Source organism: Actinosynnema sp. NPDC002837 (assembly GCF_040295345.1).
Lineage (GTDB): Bacteria > Actinomycetota > Actinomycetes > Mycobacteriales > Pseudonocardiaceae > Actinosynnema.
On the sequence record NZ_JBEOVG010000011.1, the window covers coordinates 1 to 15,151 of the forward strand.

The 15,151-nt window shown below is 74.5% G+C and carries 13 protein-coding genes; 7 read left to right on the forward strand and 6 right to left on the reverse strand.

Annotated elements, in window-relative coordinates; genetic code table 11:
• Positions 1–31: 31 nt before the first annotated feature.
• The 6 genes from ABTZ99_RS10645 to ABTZ99_RS10670 all read right to left on the reverse strand — a co-directional run bounded on the left by ABTZ99_RS10645 (position 32) and on the right by ABTZ99_RS10670 (position 5,731).
• Positions 32–451: a DUF6917 domain-containing protein gene (locus ABTZ99_RS10645; RefSeq protein WP_498778988.1), complete on the reverse strand. Its 420-nt coding sequence runs from the start codon at positions 449–451 to the stop codon at positions 32–34.
• Positions 451–1,482, reverse strand: a complete 1,032-nt coding sequence (locus ABTZ99_RS10650; RefSeq protein WP_499610269.1) for a Gfo/Idh/MocA family protein — start codon at positions 1,480–1,482, stop codon at positions 451–453. Before ABTZ99_RS10650 ends, ABTZ99_RS10645 begins: the two co-directional genes overlap by 1 nt.
• Entirely contained in the window at positions 1,479–2,531 is a 1,053-nt protein-coding gene (locus ABTZ99_RS10655) for an Ldh family oxidoreductase (protein ID WP_499610271.1), read from the reverse strand. Before ABTZ99_RS10655 ends, ABTZ99_RS10650 begins: the two co-directional genes overlap by 4 nt.
• Before the next feature lie 99 nt (positions 2,532–2,630).
• Entirely contained in the window at positions 2,631–3,869 is a 1,239-nt protein-coding gene (locus ABTZ99_RS10660; protein ID WP_499610274.1) for a M20/M25/M40 family metallo-hydrolase, read from the reverse strand.
• Positions 3,870–3,900: 31 nt separating this feature from the next.
• Positions 3,901–4,719, reverse strand: a complete 819-nt coding sequence (locus ABTZ99_RS10665) for a sugar phosphate isomerase/epimerase family protein (RefSeq protein WP_499610277.1) — start codon at positions 4,717–4,719, stop codon at positions 3,901–3,903.
• On the reverse strand, positions 4,709–5,731 hold the full coding sequence (locus ABTZ99_RS10670) for a Gfo/Idh/MocA family protein (protein WP_498778980.1): 1,023 nt from the start codon (positions 5,729–5,731) through the stop codon (positions 4,709–4,711). The genes ABTZ99_RS10665 and ABTZ99_RS10670 overlap by 11 nt, the downstream gene beginning before the upstream one ends.
• A 298-nt stretch (positions 5,732–6,029) precedes the next feature.
• Between ABTZ99_RS10670 and ABTZ99_RS10675 the strand changes: the two genes are divergently transcribed.
• The 7 genes from ABTZ99_RS10675 to ABTZ99_RS10705 all read left to right on the forward strand — a co-directional run bounded on the left by ABTZ99_RS10675 (position 6,030) and on the right by ABTZ99_RS10705 (position 15,082).
• A complete protein-coding gene (locus ABTZ99_RS10675; RefSeq protein WP_498779140.1) occupies positions 6,030–7,118 on the forward strand; it encodes a DegT/DnrJ/EryC1/StrS family aminotransferase in 1,089 nt (362 codons plus the stop codon).
• Positions 7,115–8,242 carry a DegT/DnrJ/EryC1/StrS family aminotransferase gene (locus tag ABTZ99_RS10680; RefSeq protein ID WP_499610282.1) on the forward strand — a complete coding sequence of 376 codons (1,128 nt, stop codon included), beginning with the start codon at positions 7,115–7,117 and terminating at the stop codon, positions 8,240–8,242. The genes ABTZ99_RS10675 and ABTZ99_RS10680 overlap by 4 nt, the downstream gene beginning before the upstream one ends.
• Before the next feature lie 11 nt (positions 8,243–8,253).
• Positions 8,254–9,177, forward strand: a complete 924-nt coding sequence (locus ABTZ99_RS10685; protein ID WP_499610285.1) for a UbiA family prenyltransferase — start codon at positions 8,254–8,256, stop codon at positions 9,175–9,177.
• Complete coding sequence (locus tag ABTZ99_RS10690; protein WP_499610289.1) at positions 9,174–10,496, forward strand: protoporphyrinogen/coproporphyrinogen oxidase; 1,323 nt, start codon at positions 9,174–9,176, stop codon at positions 10,494–10,496. Before ABTZ99_RS10685 ends, ABTZ99_RS10690 begins: the two co-directional genes overlap by 4 nt.
• Positions 10,493–12,046, forward strand: coding sequence for a class I adenylate-forming enzyme family protein (locus tag ABTZ99_RS10695; RefSeq protein ID WP_498778974.1), 1,554 nt, complete (start codon positions 10,493–10,495; stop codon positions 12,044–12,046). The genes ABTZ99_RS10690 and ABTZ99_RS10695 overlap by 4 nt, the downstream gene beginning before the upstream one ends.
• A 130-nt stretch (positions 12,047–12,176) precedes the next feature.
• Positions 12,177–13,568 carry a CoA transferase gene (locus tag ABTZ99_RS10700; RefSeq protein ID WP_498778973.1) on the forward strand — a complete coding sequence of 464 codons (1,392 nt, stop codon included), beginning with the start codon at positions 12,177–12,179 and terminating at the stop codon, positions 13,566–13,568.
• Positions 13,565–15,082, forward strand: coding sequence for a class I adenylate-forming enzyme family protein (locus tag ABTZ99_RS10705; RefSeq protein WP_499610292.1), 1,518 nt, complete (start codon positions 13,565–13,567; stop codon positions 15,080–15,082). The genes ABTZ99_RS10700 and ABTZ99_RS10705 overlap by 4 nt, the downstream gene beginning before the upstream one ends.
• Positions 15,083–15,151: the final 69 nt, after the last annotated feature.

Consider the following 15,151-nt stretch of genomic DNA (forward strand, 5'->3'; position numbering starts at 1 on the left):
GGAGGATCTCCCGGGGCGCCGTCGTCGTCGGTCAGAACGCGGGGACCGCGACGACCGCCGGGCTGAACAGGACGTCCACCTCGGGGCGCAGGCCGAGTTCCGGCCCGGTGCGCGGCACGGGGGTGGTGATGAGGATGTTGTAGTGGTTCGGGTGGTGGCAGGCGTCGAACCCGAGCACCTCGCCGACGAGCTCGCCGTCGCACCACACCTCGTCTCCGCGGTCGATCACGCCCGCGTTGACGATCTCCACGAACCCGAGGAAGGCCACCCGGTCGATCCGCGCGCCCGCCGCCGTGTCCTCGTGGTCGGTGGTCACCAGCTCGTGTACCTCGCCCCGGCGCACGCAGCGGCTCGCGAACGGCTCCAGGCTCATCCCGCGGTCGTCGCGGCGGTGCGCCAGCACCTTGACGACCCGGCTGCCGACCGCCCGCTTCTCGCCGTCCTCCAGCATCACTCACCCTCTCGTCGGTACACTTCGTCCACCAGGTCCAGCGCGGCCAACCCGCCGTCGCGCCACGCCGACCGCGCCGCCACGGCCGACGCGAAGTCACGCAGCACGGCCTCGTACTCGTGCCACAGCGAGCCCTTGAACTCCTCGAAGCCCTCGAGCACGTCCGCCCGCAGCACGGTCCCGTCGGCGAGCCTCGCGGTCACGTCCTTGGTCTCGCCGGGGTGCGACCAGTCCAACTCCACCACCGCCGGCGCGGAGCCCCGCACGTGCAGCACCGCCTGCCGGTCGATGCCGTCCACCCGGGTGACCCGCGCGGACTCCAGGGTCAGCTCGCCGAGGAACAGCCGTGCCAGGTCCAGCGCGTTGGGCCCGTTGTCGGCCACGCACCCGCCGCCGGACCGCGCCGGGTCCAGGTACCAGCGGTCCTCGCCCACGTGCTCCTCGATCCGCTCCAGGTAGCGCACGGTGAGCTCCACGATCGGGGCGGCGCCCGTGAGCTTGTCGCGCAACGCCAGCACGTTCGCGTTGTACCGGCGGTGGAAGGCGGTGAACAACGCCACTCCGCGCGCCCGTGCCGCCTCGGCCACCGCCAACCCGTCACGCAGCGTCGTGGCCAGCGGTCTCTCCACGCACACCGGCAGGCCACGCTCGACGGCGTCCGACGCGACCGCGGCGTGCACGTCGTTGGGCGCCGTCACCACCACCGCGTCCAACCCGCCCGCGTCGAGCATCGCCCGGTGGGACCGGTAGGCGGGCACGTGGTGACCCGCCAACGCCCGCTCGTCGAGGTCGCACACGGCGGCCAGCTCGAAGCGCGGCGAGGCCGCGATCGCGGCCAGGTAGAACCGCGAGATCACCCCCAACCCGACCACACCGACCCGAATCGCCGCCCGCTCACCCTCCGGCGAACCGCCTGATCCCGGCTCACCCTCCTGCGAACCGCCCGCCGCCCCCTCGGCCGCCCTCGAACCGCTCGATCCCGGCTCGTCCGCCCGCGAACCGCTCGACTCCGGCGCCTGTGGCCCGGTCATCCGGCGGCCCGCAGGGCAGGTGCGATCGAGCGCAGCTCCTCGTACAGCTCGTCCGGCAGGGGGACGCCGTGCACCTGCCGCCACCGGGCGCGCTCGCCCTCGTGCCAACCGGGGTAGCTGACCGGCTTGCGCGGATCGACCGGTTTGGCGCCCGCGACCGCGCCGAACAACGCCGCCGCGTCCTCCCAGAACCCCGGCCGCAGCGCCGACGGCGCGAACACCAGCGCCATCACGCCGATGTCGTCATCCCGCGACACCGACGACAACGGCCCCATGGCCGCACCCGGCACCAGCGCCGCCAGCACCTCCACCAGCAGACCCAGCCCGAAACCCTTGTACGCGCCCGTCTCCGGCGTCCCGCCCAGCCACAGCAGGCGCCCGTCACCCCGGTCGAACGCCGCCGGGTCGGTCACCGACGTGCCGTCGTCCGCCGCCAGCCACCCCGGCGGGATCGGCTCACCGGCCCTCGCCGCCGCCCGCACCCGGCCCGTCGGCACCACGGTCGTGCTCATGTCCAGCACGAACGGCGGCCGGTCGCCCGCCGGGCAGGCCAGCGCCAGCGGGTTCGTGCCCAGCAACGGCTCCCGGCCGTCCGGCGCGGGTGCGATGCGCTGCCCACCGCAGTTCGACGCGATCAGCCCCACCATGCCGTGCGCCGCCGCACGTGCCGCGTGGTACCCGGCGCAGCCGATGTGCGTCGCACCGCGCAACGTCACCATCCCGATCCCGTACCGCGCCGCCCGCGCCGAGGCCAGCTCCACCGCCTGGGACGCCGACCACAACCCGAGCGCCCGACGCGCGTCGGCCAGCACGGACGCGCCGAGGTCGGCGATCACCGCCATGTCGGCCGCCGGTTCCGTCCGCCCGGAGTCGAACAGCGGCAGGTACAGCCGGGTCAGGTTCACCAGCCCGTGCGTGCTCGACCCGGTCAGGTCGCCGTGGCACAGCGCCTCCGCCGCGACCGCCGCCCGGTCCGGCGGCACACCCCGCGCCCGGAAGACACCCGTGACGGTGTCGAGCAGGGTCGGATACGGCACCAGGACGGTCATGTTCCAGCTTCCTGTTCCTTGTTCGGAGTTGACGGGGTTCGCGTGGCCCTCACTGCGGAGCGGTGACCGCGCCACCGGACGACGGCCGGCGAACGGGCACTAGGCCGCTCCTGCGTTCCGCGCGAACCTCACGACGATGTCCCGCACCACGTCGGCGAACCGGTCGAGGTCGGCGACGTCGGCGTGCTCGCCGCGCGCGTGGGCCTGGTTGCCCTCCAGCGTTCCGGGGCCGAGGACGGCGGTGTGCGCGCCCGGCACGTCGGCCAGCCAGATCGCGTCGCAGGTGAACGCGGGCTCGTGCGCGGGCCAGCGCGGCACGATGCCGTCCAGCAGCGGCAGGTCCTGCGGCGGCAGCGCGGGCAGCCCGCGCTTGCGCCACACCAGCCGGGTGATCAGGGCCGCGTCGACGGCCGTGCGGTGGAACGGCGGCACGCCGCGGAAGCGGGCGGTGAACTCGGCCAGCCCTTCCCGCAGCGCGGCGTCCAGCGCCACGGCCAGCACCCGCGCGGACGCCGTGCTGCCGTAGGAGAGGTTCAGCAGCAGCTCGCCGCCGCCGTACACGCGGTTGTGCATCCGGCCCGTGTGCAGCCCGGCCACGCACACCTGGCCGTCCGGCACCCGCCCGGCCAGCGCGCCCGCCAGGTGCTGGGCGAGGAACCCGAGCAGCACGGACGCGTTGTGCCCCGCCTGCGGCTGGTCGTCGATCGCGTCCTCGCCGCGCACCTGCACGCACGCCGTCATCGCGGCCGTCGAGCGGGGCAGGTAGCGCAGGCCGGTCGGCTCGCAGAACACGTTCAGGCTGCCGTGGTACCCGGCCTCGACCAGCGGACGGGTGCCGAACACGCCCATCGCGCCGCCCTCCTCGCCGGACACCGCCTGGATCAGCACGCTCACGTCCCGCCCGACCGCCGGATCGGTCATCGCGGCACGGACACCGGCCAGCAGCGCCACCGCGGGCCCCTTGGCGTCGATCGCGCCGCGGCCGTGGAACCGGACGCCGTCGAACCCGGCCGGCTCGAACGGCGCGACCGTGTCCAGGTGCACGTTGAACATCACCACCGGCTCGGCCTGGCCGACCCGCAGCACCAGGTTCGGCTGCCGCGCCAGGAAGTCCGGGTCCTCGGCGATCGCCTCCCGCACCACGGAGGGCACGTCGTGCCGCAGCACGTCGGCCTCCCGCGCCGGACCCAGGTGCACGGTGCGCATCCCGAAGCACTCGGCCGCCTCCGAGTACGCGTGCACCGCGTCCCACAGGCACACCTCGTCGGTGGTCTCCAGCGGACCCGCGGTCGGCATCGCCAGCAGCCGCAGCAACAAGTCGCGGTCCTCGCCGATCACCGCACGGCTCCCCTCGCCGCCCAGGGTCCGATCACCGCACCAGCCCGGCCATCGCCCGACCGGCCGCCACGAACGCGGGCGCCGCGTCCGGTGCGAGCGCGCCCGACTCGTGCGGGCGCAGCGACACGTGCGGCTCCAACGACCACGCGCCCCGATAACCACTCGCGCGCAACAACTCCACGCAGTCGGCCACCCGCGCGTCACCCGAACCGGGTAGCACGAACCGGTCACCCGACGCGTCCTTCACGTGCACGTGCTCGACGTGCGCGACCACCTCGCGCAACATCGCGTACCCGTCGTAGCCGTGCGCGACGCCGTTGCCGGTGTCGAACAGCAGCCTCAACGCGGGGTTGTCCACCGCGTCGAGCAGGTCCAGCGCGCGCGCCGCGCTCGCGCCCGCCCAGCCGGAGCAGTTCTCGTGCAGCAGCACGACCCCCGCCGCCCCGGCGAGCTCGGCCAGCATCGACACCCGCGTGATCACCCGGTCGCGCCACCGCCGCTCGGACAGGCCCGCGTTCGGGTAGGACATGATCCGCACGTACCGGGTGCCCAGCGCGGCGCAGCGGCGCAGCAGCACGTCCAGCTCGGCCAGGTCGTCCTCGAACGGCGTGCTGATCGGCCGCGCCCACCCGCCGATCCGCGAGGCCAGGCACACCACCCCCACACCCCGCGCCGCCAGCTCCTTCGCCACCACCGCGAACTCGTCGTCGTCCAGGTCCGCCACCGCCCGCCCGTCCACGGTGCGCAGCTCCAGGTGCGTCCAGCCCAGCTCGGCGAGCACCGCCAACTGGCCCGCCAGGTCCGGCGCGGCCTCGTCCGCGATGCCCGCCAGCACCGGCTCAGCGGACATGCGCGGCCACCGGGCCGGGTGAGACCTCGCCGCGCGCGGCGGGGATCACCGGCTCGGCGCAGATGTTCTTGGCCACCGACAGCAGCTGCACCACGTCCGTGGCGAACGAGAACCCCCGCGCGTGCTGGTCGCCCGCCGCGTGGAACAGCCGGTAGGCGCGCAGCACCCACTCGGTGAGCGAGTCGTCGCGCAGCACCTCGTGCTCGCGCCGCCCGTTGAGCGTGACGGTGAGCTGCGCGTGGTCGTCGTCGTCGCTCACCGCGTAGTGGCCGACCGCGCTGCCCTTCTCGAACTCCACCGTGATCCGGCGCTCCCGCACCGGCGAGGTGAGGTCCGAGCTGATCTCGGTGCGCACGCCGCTGTTGTGCCGCAGCCCTATCCGGGCGCCGCCCATCCGCGGCACCACCACGTCGCCCACGGTCAGGTCGTAGCCTGCCGCGTGCGTGACCCGCGCGCTGCCCGCCAGCCGCAGCGCCAGGGCCACGCCGTGCGGCAGCTCCACGTCGAACGCGGTCAGGTGGCTCGGCCTGGTCAGCGACCGGCGGAAGCGCGGCTTGTTCTGCACGATCGAGATCGACTTCGGCTCGCCGAGCGTGCCGCCGCGCACCAGCTCCATCAGCCGCGAGGTCAGCGAGCTGGTCAGCCACGGCTCGACGACGGCGATCCGCAGGCCGTACTTGCGGCGCAGCCGGATCACCCTGGCCAGGTCGTCGGTGTCGGCGGCGAGCGGCTTCTCCGCGACGAGGTTGCGGAACCCGCGTTCGGCGAGCTCGGTCATCACCTCGGCGCGCACGGACGGCGGTGTGCACACGTGCGCCACCGTGTCGCCCGGGTCCAGCAGGGTGGCGGCCTCGGCCAGGCTGCCCACCATCGCCAGGCCGGGTCGTTCCGCGGGCAGCCGCCGCGGGTCGCACGCCACGATGGGTCGGTCGTCGAACAGCTGTCGGACCGAGGTCCGCGCCCTGGCCAGCACCGGCAGGTGCAGTTCCGCACCGGCTCGGCCCAGTCCCACGACGAGTGTGCGCACTATTGAGCCCCGTCTTGTCTCGTCCGGTCTCGAAGGCATCGGGAATGAGCGATGTCAGCTCGCAATTGATGGCCCCGACGTTGTCCCAATCGCGAAGGTATGTCAACTCCACGAGGGCGAGTTGACCAGGAAGAGTGAACTGGCCGGTGGTCGGCCGCCGGCCCGGTGACCTGCCATACGCTCACCCCCGGAAGCGGTGACCGCGGAGGTGAGTGCGCTGACCGTGCCATTCTTCACGCAATCGGCGACATTTTCCGGATTGTGGCCGATAACGCGACGGCACATTGTGGAAGTCATCAGTAACGGCAAGTACTCGCACGGGCGGAAAGTGCTGGAGCTGGAAAGGGCGCTGGCCGCGTACACCGGGGCCGCGCACGTCGTCGGCGTGAACAGCGGCACGGACGCGCTGGTGTTGTTGTTGAGGGCGTGCGGGCTGCGTCCCGGCGACGAGGTGGTCGTGCCCGCGTTCTCGTTCATCGCGTCGGCGTCCTCGGTGGTGCTCGCGGGCGGCGAACCCGTGTTCGCCGACATCGAGCCGGACGGCTACGGGCTCGACCCGGCGTCGGTCGCCGCCGTCGCCGGTCCGCGCGCCCGGTTCGTCATGCCGGTGCACCTGTTCCACCACCTCGCCGACCTGACCGGTCTGGCCGAGGTGGCCCGCCGGCTGGACCTCACCGTCGTGGAGGACAGCGCCGAGGCGATCGGCATGCGTCACGACGGGGTGCACGCGGGCCTGTTCGGCGCCGGGGGAGTGCTGTCGTTCTTCCCGACCAAGACCCTCGGGGCGCTCGGCGACGCGGGCGCGGTGATCACCAACGACCCGGTGGTCGCCGAGACCGCGGGCGCCCTGCGCCACCACGGCCGGTTCGGCCGCACGATCGACAACTTCCCCGGCATCTCCACCGGCGCCGGCGCGGTCGGGGTGAACAGCAAGATGGACGACGTCCAGGCCGCCGTGCTGCTGGCCAAGCTGGACCGGCTGGAAGCCGACATCCGCCGCCGCGCGGTGCTGGCGCGCCGGTACGCCGACGGCCTGGCCGGCGTGCCGGGCGTGCGGAAGCTGCCGTCCGTGCTGCCGCGGCGGGGGAGCGTGCGCGGCGTCTTCTACGTGTACGCGGTCGAGGTGGACCGGCGCGACGAACTGGCCGCGCACCTGGCCGGGCACGGCATCGGCACGGAGACCTACTACCCGACGCCGCTGCACCTGCAACCGTGCTTCGCGCACCTCGGCCACCGGCCCGGCGACTTCCCCCGCGCGGAGGAGGCCTGCCGCCGCACCCTCGCGCTGCCGCTGTACCCGGACCTGCCGCTCGGCGACGTCGACCGGGTGTGCGCCGCGATCCGCTCCTTCTACCTCGGGGAGCGTGCGTGACGATCCCGTTCTTCCCGCCCGACCTGTTCGACGGCGACCTGCTGCTGGAGGTGGTGGAGGAAGTCGGCCTCACGCCGGACCAGCGGTTCATCCTCGGCACGCGCACCGCGGAGTTCGAGGCGGTGCTGCGCGACTCGCTCGGCGTCGCCGACGCGGTGGCGTGCGGCAGCGGCACGGCGGCGTTGACGCTGGTGCTGCACGCGATGGGCGTCGGTCCGGGCGACGAGGTGATCGTGCCCGCCTACGGGTGCGCGCCGCTGGCGTCCGCGCCGTCGGTCCTGGGCGCGACGCCGGTCTACGCCGACGTCGACCCGTGGACGATGGTCGTCGACCCGGCCGAGGTGGACAAGCTCGTCACCGGGCGCACCAAGGTGATCATGCCCGCGCACGTGTTCTCGGTGATGGCGGACATGCCCGCGTTGCGGCGGATCGCCACCGACGCGGGCGCGCGGCTGCTGGAGGACTCCGCGGTCGGGCAGGGCGGTGTGCTCGCCGGCCGCGCCGCCGGCACCTGGGGCGACGCGGGCGTGTTCTCGTTCGTGCAGGTCAAGACGTTCGGCATGCCCGGCGAGGGCGGGATGGTCGTCACCGGCGACCCGGCGCTGGCCCGCGAGGTCCGGATGCTGCGCAACCACGGCCAGGACGGCGTGCACCGGTTCGTGCACCACCGGATCGGCTACAACAGCCGGTTCGACGAGGTGATGGCCGCCTTCCAGCTGCGCCGCCTCGCCACCCTGCCCGACCGGCTGGCACGGCGGGCGCGGATCGGCGAGTACTACACCTCGCGGTTCGCCGACCTCGCCGGCCGCGGCGTGCTCGCCCCTCCGCCGGGACGGGACGGGCGCTGCTTCTACGTCTACTCGCTGCTGGCCGACCGGCGTGACGCGCTGCGCGACCACCTGGCCGCGCACGGCATCGGCTCGCACGTCTACTACCCGGCGCCGCTGCCGCGCCAGCCCGCGTTCGCCGGGCACGCCCAGCCGGGCCGCGACTGGCCCGCCGCCGCGTCCGCCGCACGACGCCAACTGGCCATCCCCATCCACCCCCACCTGACCGACGCGCAGGTGGAACACATCGCCGACGAGGTGTGCCGGTTCGCGGCCGCGTCCGGCGCACACGGCTGAGGAGACCTCGAATGACCACCGCCATCGCGCCCGGGTCCAGGGGCGCGTACGTGAAGCTGGCCAAGCTCGACATCGTCGACTACTACCTCGGCGTCCTGGTGGTGTGGGCGCTGCTCGCGCCCGCGCTGCGGCTGGACGTCGGCGTGCTCACCACCATGGGCGTGTTCCTGGTCGGCGAGGTGTTCGTGATCGTCGCGATGGTCGCGCTGGACGACCTCACCGGCTACCGCGACGGCAGCGACACCGTCAACTACGCGCCGGACGCGCCGGCCCGCAAGCTCGACCGCAAACCGCTGGTCGCGGGCACGCTCACCGAACCGCAGGTGCTGCGGTTCGCGCTGATCACCGCCGCGGTCGGCGCGGCGGTGTGGCTCGGCGCCCTGGCGCTCGCGCCGCACCGTCCGGTGTGGACGGTCGTGCTGGTGGCGGTCACCTACTTCTTCGCCCTGCAGTACTCGTGGGGCGTGAAGCTGAGCTACCACGGCTTCCAGGAGTTCTTCCTGGCCGCGCTGGGGTGGGCCCTGGTGCTCGCGCCGTACGGCCTGGTCACCGGGCGGATCGACGGCGTGGTGGTCGTGCAGGCCCTGATCTTCGGCCTCGGGCCGCTGCTGTTCGGCGTCTACTCCAACACCAACGACGTGGCGGGCGACCGGCGGGTCGGCCGGCCCACGGTGGCGGCGCTGACCTCGCCCGCCGGCAACCGGCGCTTCGTCCGCGCGGTCTCGGCGTGCGAGTTCCTGCTGGTCCTGGCCCTGCCGCTGGTCGGCGGCCCGTGGTGGTTCCCGCTCGCGCTGCTGCCCACGATCCTGCTGCGCGCCAGGCAGCTGCGCGTCGGGTTCGGCGAGGGCGACATCCTGCGCGCCCGGCGGATCGGCATCGACGTGCACCGGGTCACCGTGGTGACGCTGGTCGTGGTGAACCTGGTGGTGCGGTGATCGACCTCGACGTGGCGGTGATCGGCGCGGGGATCGCCGGGCTGGCCGCGGCGCACGAGCTGGCGCGGGCGGGGCGCGAGGTGCGGGTGTTCGAGGCCGCCGACCACGTCGGCGGCCGGATGGCCACGCGCCACGAGTCCGGGTTCGTGGTCGACACCGGCGCCGAGCAGATCTCCGGCCGCGGCTACCCGCACACGTGGGAGCTGTTGCGGCGGTTGGGCCTCGACGACGTGCCCAGGATCGGACGGCAGCTCGGCGTGTGGCGCGGCGGGCGGGTGCGGCGGGGGTTGGCGCACCCGTCGGGCCTGGTCACCGGGGCGGGGCTGTCCGTGCGGGCCCGGCTGGACTTCGCGCGCGCCACGCGCGGCCTGGCGAAGAGGAGCGGGCTCGACACCGAACGGCCCGAGGCGTCCCGGGTGGGCACGGCCACCGTCGCCGAGTTCTGCGCGCCCCAGCACCCCGACGTGCTGGAGTACCTGTGCCAGCCGGTGGTGTCGGGGTTCTTCGGGTGGCAGCCGGAACGCTCGGCCGCCGCGCCGTTCCTGGCCCTGCTCGGCGCGATCGGCCCCGCCACGGCGTGGCGCACCTACGACGGCGGCATGGACGTGGTGGCCCGCGCGCTGGCCGCACCGCTCGACGTGACCACGTCGTTCCCGGTGCGGGAGGTCCTGGCCGGCCCGGGGTACGCCCGGATCACCGGCGACGGCGCCGAGTGGCGGGCCCGCTCGGTGGTGCTGGCCGTGCCCGCGCCCGTCGCCCGCCGGCTCTACGTCAACCCGCCGGAGCACGAGCGGTCGTTCCTGGACGCCTGCACGTTCACCCCGATGGTGAAGCTGCACCTGATGCTCGACCGCCGCCTGGAGTCGGAGGTGTACCTCCTGGCCGTGCCGCGGTCGGAGAGCACGTCGGTGTCGGTGGTGCTGTTCGACCACCTCAAGCACCCCGACCGCGCGCCCGAGGGCCGCGGCCTGGTCACCGTGATCGCCGCCCCGGCCGTCGCACCGGCGCTGCTGGACGCGACCGACGACGACGTGGTGTCCGCGCTCGCCGCCGAGGCCGAGCGGTTCGTGCCCGGCCTGCGTGCCGCCGTGACCGGGTCGGTCGTCCACCGGTTCCGCCACGGCCTGCCCGAAGCCACACCGCACGCCCTGGCGCTGCGCGGCGAGTTCGCGTCCCGTCTCGGCGGGGTCGTGGACCACGCGGGCGACTGGGTGACCCTGACCCCGTGCAGCGAGGCGGCGGTGCGAGCCGGCCGCCGTGCCGCGGCACGGGTCCACGCCGCGTCCCCGGGGACCGGCACGAGGAGGCAACCCGCATGAAGCCGCACGACATGGGCACGCTGTTCGACGAGGTCGCGGCGCGCGGCACGCACACCACCGTGCACCTGGACCGGCCGTTCGACATCCTCCCCGCCGGGTACGGGCCGGGGGTCGACTACACCGTGCCGCAGCTGGCCGGGCTGGTCCGCGAGGCCGCCGCCTGGCTGTACGAGGCGGGCGCGCGGCGCGGCGACCGGGTCGCGGTGGTGAAGCGCAACCACTACGACTACGACCTGCTCGCGTGCGCGGCGGTGCGGATCGGCGCGGTGCCCGCGCTGCTGTCCGGCCACCTCCCCGACGACGTGCTGGAGATCCTGCTCAAGCGGCTCGACCCGGCGGTGCTGGTCACCGACCGCGTGCCGCCGGTCGGACTGGCGCGGCGGGTGCTGTCGCTGGGCTCGCCCGTGCCGGGCGCGTTGACGTTGGACGACGTGCGTGGCGCGCGCGTGCCCGCACCCCGCCGCAGGCACGACGACGACCCGTTGATCATCAACCACACCTCGGGCACGACCGGTGTGCCCAAGCTCGTGGTGCACACGACCCGCACGATCGTGCACCGGCTGGCCCGGTTCGAGGCGGTGCGCTGGCCCGTGATCGGCGTGCGCCGTGACGACGTGGTCGCCAACGCGAGCTCCTACGCGCACGGCCGCACGTTCTGCTGGACGGCCAGTGTGTTCTGCCTCGCGCCGCGCAAGGTCGTGCTGCTCAGCGACCCCGAGTCGGCCGCACCGGTGCTGGCCCGGCACCGGCCGACGACCGTGGAGGCGCTGCCGTCGGCCTACGTGCGGTGGCAGCCGCCGGCCGCGCGACCGGACAACCCGTTCCGCGACGTGCGGCTGTTCGTCAGCACCTACGACGCCATGCACCCGCCGGCGATCCGGGCGATGCTGCACGCCTCCCGGCGCAGGCGTCCACTGTGGATGCAGGGCTGGGGCCAGACCGAGACGGGTCCGCTGACGTTCCGCTTCCTCACCCGCCGCGCGCTCGACCGCTCGCCCGACGCCCGCGACCTGGGACGTCCGGTGCCCGGCCGGACCCGGCTGCGGGTGGTGGACCCGGTGACGCTCACGCCCGTGCCGCGCGGGCACAGCGGCCTGGTGCTGGCCCGCACGGCGGCCCGCTGCGCCGGGTACGTCGGCGAGCAGGACCGGTGGCACGCCAAGAACACCGGGCCGTGGTGGAACACCGGCGACCTCGGGGTGCTGACCCGCGGCGGCGCGGTGCGGCTGCTGGACCGCGAGGTGGACGCCGTGCCGGGGCTGAGCTGCCTGCGGGTGGAGGACCTGGTCGAGGACCGGCTGCCCGAGGTGGTCGAGTGCGTGGTGCTCGGCACGCCCGGCAGGCCGCCGATCCCGGTGCTGGTGACGTCCGGTCCGCTGGACCCGGTGGCGTGGCGGCGGGCGGTGGCCGACCTGCCGCCGATGGCCGACCCGCACGTGCTGGCCTGGGACGAGGTGCCGCGCACCGGCACCGGCAAGGTGCGTAGGCTCGACCTGCTCACCCGGCTGGCCGGCACCGCCGAGACCCACGGCAGCGGGCGGTGGACGTGACCACCTCCGCGTTCGGCCACGCGCACGTCACCGAGGTGTCCCCGGTCCACGAGCGCGGTGACCTCCACCGGTGGCGGGCGTCGGGGTTCCCGCCCACGGCGGTCGTCCGCGCCGTTCCCGGGCGGTCGGCATGACGTCGACGTTGACGGCGGTGCCGTGGTCCGGGCCGGTGGACCTGCCGCTGGGCGGTGAGCTGGACGTGCAGGCGGCGTGCGGGATCATGCACGTGCACGGCAGGCGGTTCGGGCGGCCGACGGCGCTCGGCCTGGACTACGCCTCGATCGTGGCCGCCGAACTCGACGCGATCGGGGTGTCGGCGCTGGACGTGGCGCGGTCGCGCGGTGTCCCGCTGGAGGCGGTGTCCACGTCGGTCGCGCAGGCGGCGCTGCTGGCGGTGTCGCAGTACCTGGCGGCGGCCACCGCCGACGAGCCGGACCCGGTGCCGGCGGGTGTCGGCGGGCCGCCGTTCCTGTCCGCGGACGGGGTGGCGTTCGAGGTCGAGGCGCTGGACGCCGAGGTGTGGCGGCGGTTCTGGGCGGCGTTGGACGCCGACGCGGGAGTGGTGGCGTCGGCGTGGCGGCCCTTCCAGCACCGGTTCGCCACGGCGACGTGCCCGTTGCCGCCGGAGCTGACCGGGCTGACCGCGCGGCTGCCGATCGTGCGGCTGGAACGGGTCGCCGCGTCGACCGGGATGACGTTGGTGCGGGTCGCGCACCGGGCGGTCGACGACGTGCCGCCGTACGTCGTGCGGCCGTTGGGCGCGGGTGCGGGGCCGGTCGGGTCGCCGCGCGCGGGCGCGTTGCCGTTGTCGGGGATGGTGGTGCTGGAGTCGTGCCGCCGGGTGCAGGGGCCGATGGCCGGGCACCTGCTGTGGCAGCTGGGCGCGTCCGTGGTGCGGGTCGAGCCGCCGGGCGGGGACCCGCTGCGCGGGGTGCCGCCGATGGCCGGTGACGTGTCCGCCCGGTTCCACGCGCTGAACCGCGGCAAACGGGTCGTGACCGTGGACCTCGCGACCGTGGCCGGGCGGCGTGAGCTGCTGGAGCTGGCCTCTGGCGCGGACGTGTTCCTGCACAACTGGGGGCCGGGGAAGGCCGCCGCCTGGTCGTTGCGGGCCCGGGACGTGGCCAGGGTGCGGCCCGGGATCGTGTACGCGCACGCGTCCGGCTGGGGTGAGGCCCTGGGCCCGCGACCGCCGTTGGGCACGGACTTCGTGGTGCAGGCCCACGCCGGGGTGCCGCCGTCGTTGATGACGATCGTGGACGTGTTCGGCGGCGTGGTGTGCGCCCGCGGTGTCGTGGACGCCCTCGCGGGGCGGATCCGGTCGGGGACGGGGCAGTCGGTGGCGTCGTCGCTGCTGTCGGCGGCCTCGCGGCTGAACGCGCGGGCGACGCGGCGGTGCACGGCGCCGTTGAGCGTGCCGGTGTGCACGGACCTGGCGGGGTTGGCGCGGGACCGGCGGTTCTCGCGGGCCCTGGTGGCGGACGGGTGCGTGGTGCCGAGGTCGGCTTGGGAGTTCGGATGACGTGGACGTCGTCGACCGGGGTGGTGGTGCGGGACCTGGTGCCCGCCGCGCTGCGCCGGTCCTGGGTGGCGGCCGGTCACTGCCCGGACCGGGACCTGTACTCGTTGTTCCGGGAGCGGGTGGCCGCGCACCCCCGGCGGACGGCGGTGATCGACTCCGCCGGCTCGTTGGACTACGCGTCGTTGGACCGGGCGGTGAGGTGGCAGGCGAGGTTACTCCGTGGTTATGGCCCGTCCGACATCATCGGTGTCGACGTGCCGAACGGGAGAGAGGGGGTGGTGGCGGAACTGGCGGTGGCGGCGGTCGGCGGTGTGGCGGTGCACCTGCCCGACGGGGTGTCGCCGGTGGCGGGCACGGGTTCGCCGGTGGTGAGCACGGTGATCACGGACGTGTCGGAGGCTCTGCTGGCGGCTTCCGACCCGGTCCGGGAGGCGCCGCCGTGGTCGCCGGTGGCGGTCGACCCGGAGGCTCCGGCGCGGATCCTGGTGTCGTCGGGGTCGGAGTCCGCGCCGAAGCTGGTCGCCTACTCGCACAACGCGTTCGCCGGTGGTCGGGGCAACTACGTGCGGGCGGTGCACGGCGCCACGGCGGTGCCGCGCGACCTGGTGCTGGTGCCGTTGGCGTCGGCGTTCGGGTCGTTCGGGGCGGCGATCACGCTGTGCCGGTTGGGCGGGACGGTGCTGCTCGTGCGGCGGTTCGACGCGGCGTCGGCGTTGCGCGTGGTGGCGGAGCACCGGCCGACGCATGTGTTCGGCGTGCCCACGATGCTGCGGCGGATGGCGGCGCTGGCGTCCACTGTGGACACGACGTCGGTGCGGGCGGTGGTGTCGAGCGGCGACGTGCTGACGCCGGGGACGGCGGCGGCGGTGCGGTCGGCGTTCGGCTGCCCGGTGATCAACATCTACGGGTCGTCGGACGGCGTGAACTGCCACACGGCGACGCCGGAGCACGGGGTGGGCAGGCCCGACCCGGCGGTCACCGACATCCGCTTGGTGGACGGCGAGATCTGCGCGCTGGGGCCGATGACGCCGCTGTGCTACGTCGACGCGCCCGAGCTGGACCGGCGGCACCGCCTGCCGGGCGGCTGGGTGCGGACCGGCGACGCCGGGTTCATCGACGCCGACGGCACCCTGCACGTGGTGCGCCGGCTGAAGCGGGTGGTGATCCGCGGCGGGTACACCATCAGCCCGGCCGAGGTGGAACGGGCGCTGGACGGGCACCCCGAGGTGGCCGAGGTGGCGTGCGTGCCCGTGCCGGACGCCGACCTCGGTGAGCGGCTGTGCGCGTGCGTGGCCGTGCGCCCCGGCCGACCCGCGCCGTCGCTCGGGCAGCTGACCGCGTTCCTGCTCGACCGCGGCCTGAGCCGCCGCAAGCTGCCCGAACGCCTGGTGGTGGTGCCGGAACTGCCGCTGGGCCGGACGGGGAAGGTCTGCCTCGCCACCGTCACCCGGCTGGCGGCCGAACGGCACGGTGCCGAACGGCCGGGGGGCGAGGCGCTGGGCCTTCCGGGTTGACGTGGCCGGCGGTCGGTCGGCACGCGGCCGGGGTGAGGGATGTTCCGGGATTCTCTTGAAAGGTGGTGT

Excerpts from the sequence above, each read along its gene's own strand:
- ABTZ99_RS10645 (WP_498778988.1), bottom strand. The coding sequence starts at position 451 with ATGCTGGAGGACGGCGAGAAGCGGGCGGTCGGCAGCCGGGTCGTCAAG.
- ABTZ99_RS10650 (WP_499610269.1), bottom strand. The coding sequence starts at position 1,482 with ATGACCGGGCCACAGGCGCCGGAGTCGAGCGGTTCGCGGGCGGACGAG.
- ABTZ99_RS10655 (WP_499610271.1), bottom strand. The coding sequence starts at position 2,531 with ATGACCGTCCTGGTGCCGTATCCGACCCTGCTCGACACCGTCACGGGT.
- ABTZ99_RS10665 (WP_499610277.1), bottom strand. The coding sequence starts at position 4,719 with ATGTCCGCTGAGCCGGTGCTGGCGGGCATCGCGGACGAGGCCGCGCCG.
- ABTZ99_RS10685 (WP_499610285.1), top strand. The coding sequence starts at position 8,254 with ATGACCACCGCCATCGCGCCCGGGTCCAGGGGCGCGTACGTGAAGCTG.
- ABTZ99_RS10695 (WP_498778974.1), top strand. The coding sequence starts at position 10,493 with ATGAAGCCGCACGACATGGGCACGCTGTTCGACGAGGTCGCGGCGCGC.
- ABTZ99_RS10700 (WP_498778973.1), top strand. The coding sequence starts at position 12,177 with ATGACGTCGACGTTGACGGCGGTGCCGTGGTCCGGGCCGGTGGACCTG.
- ABTZ99_RS10705 (WP_499610292.1), top strand. The coding sequence starts at position 13,565 with ATGACGTGGACGTCGTCGACCGGGGTGGTGGTGCGGGACCTGGTGCCC.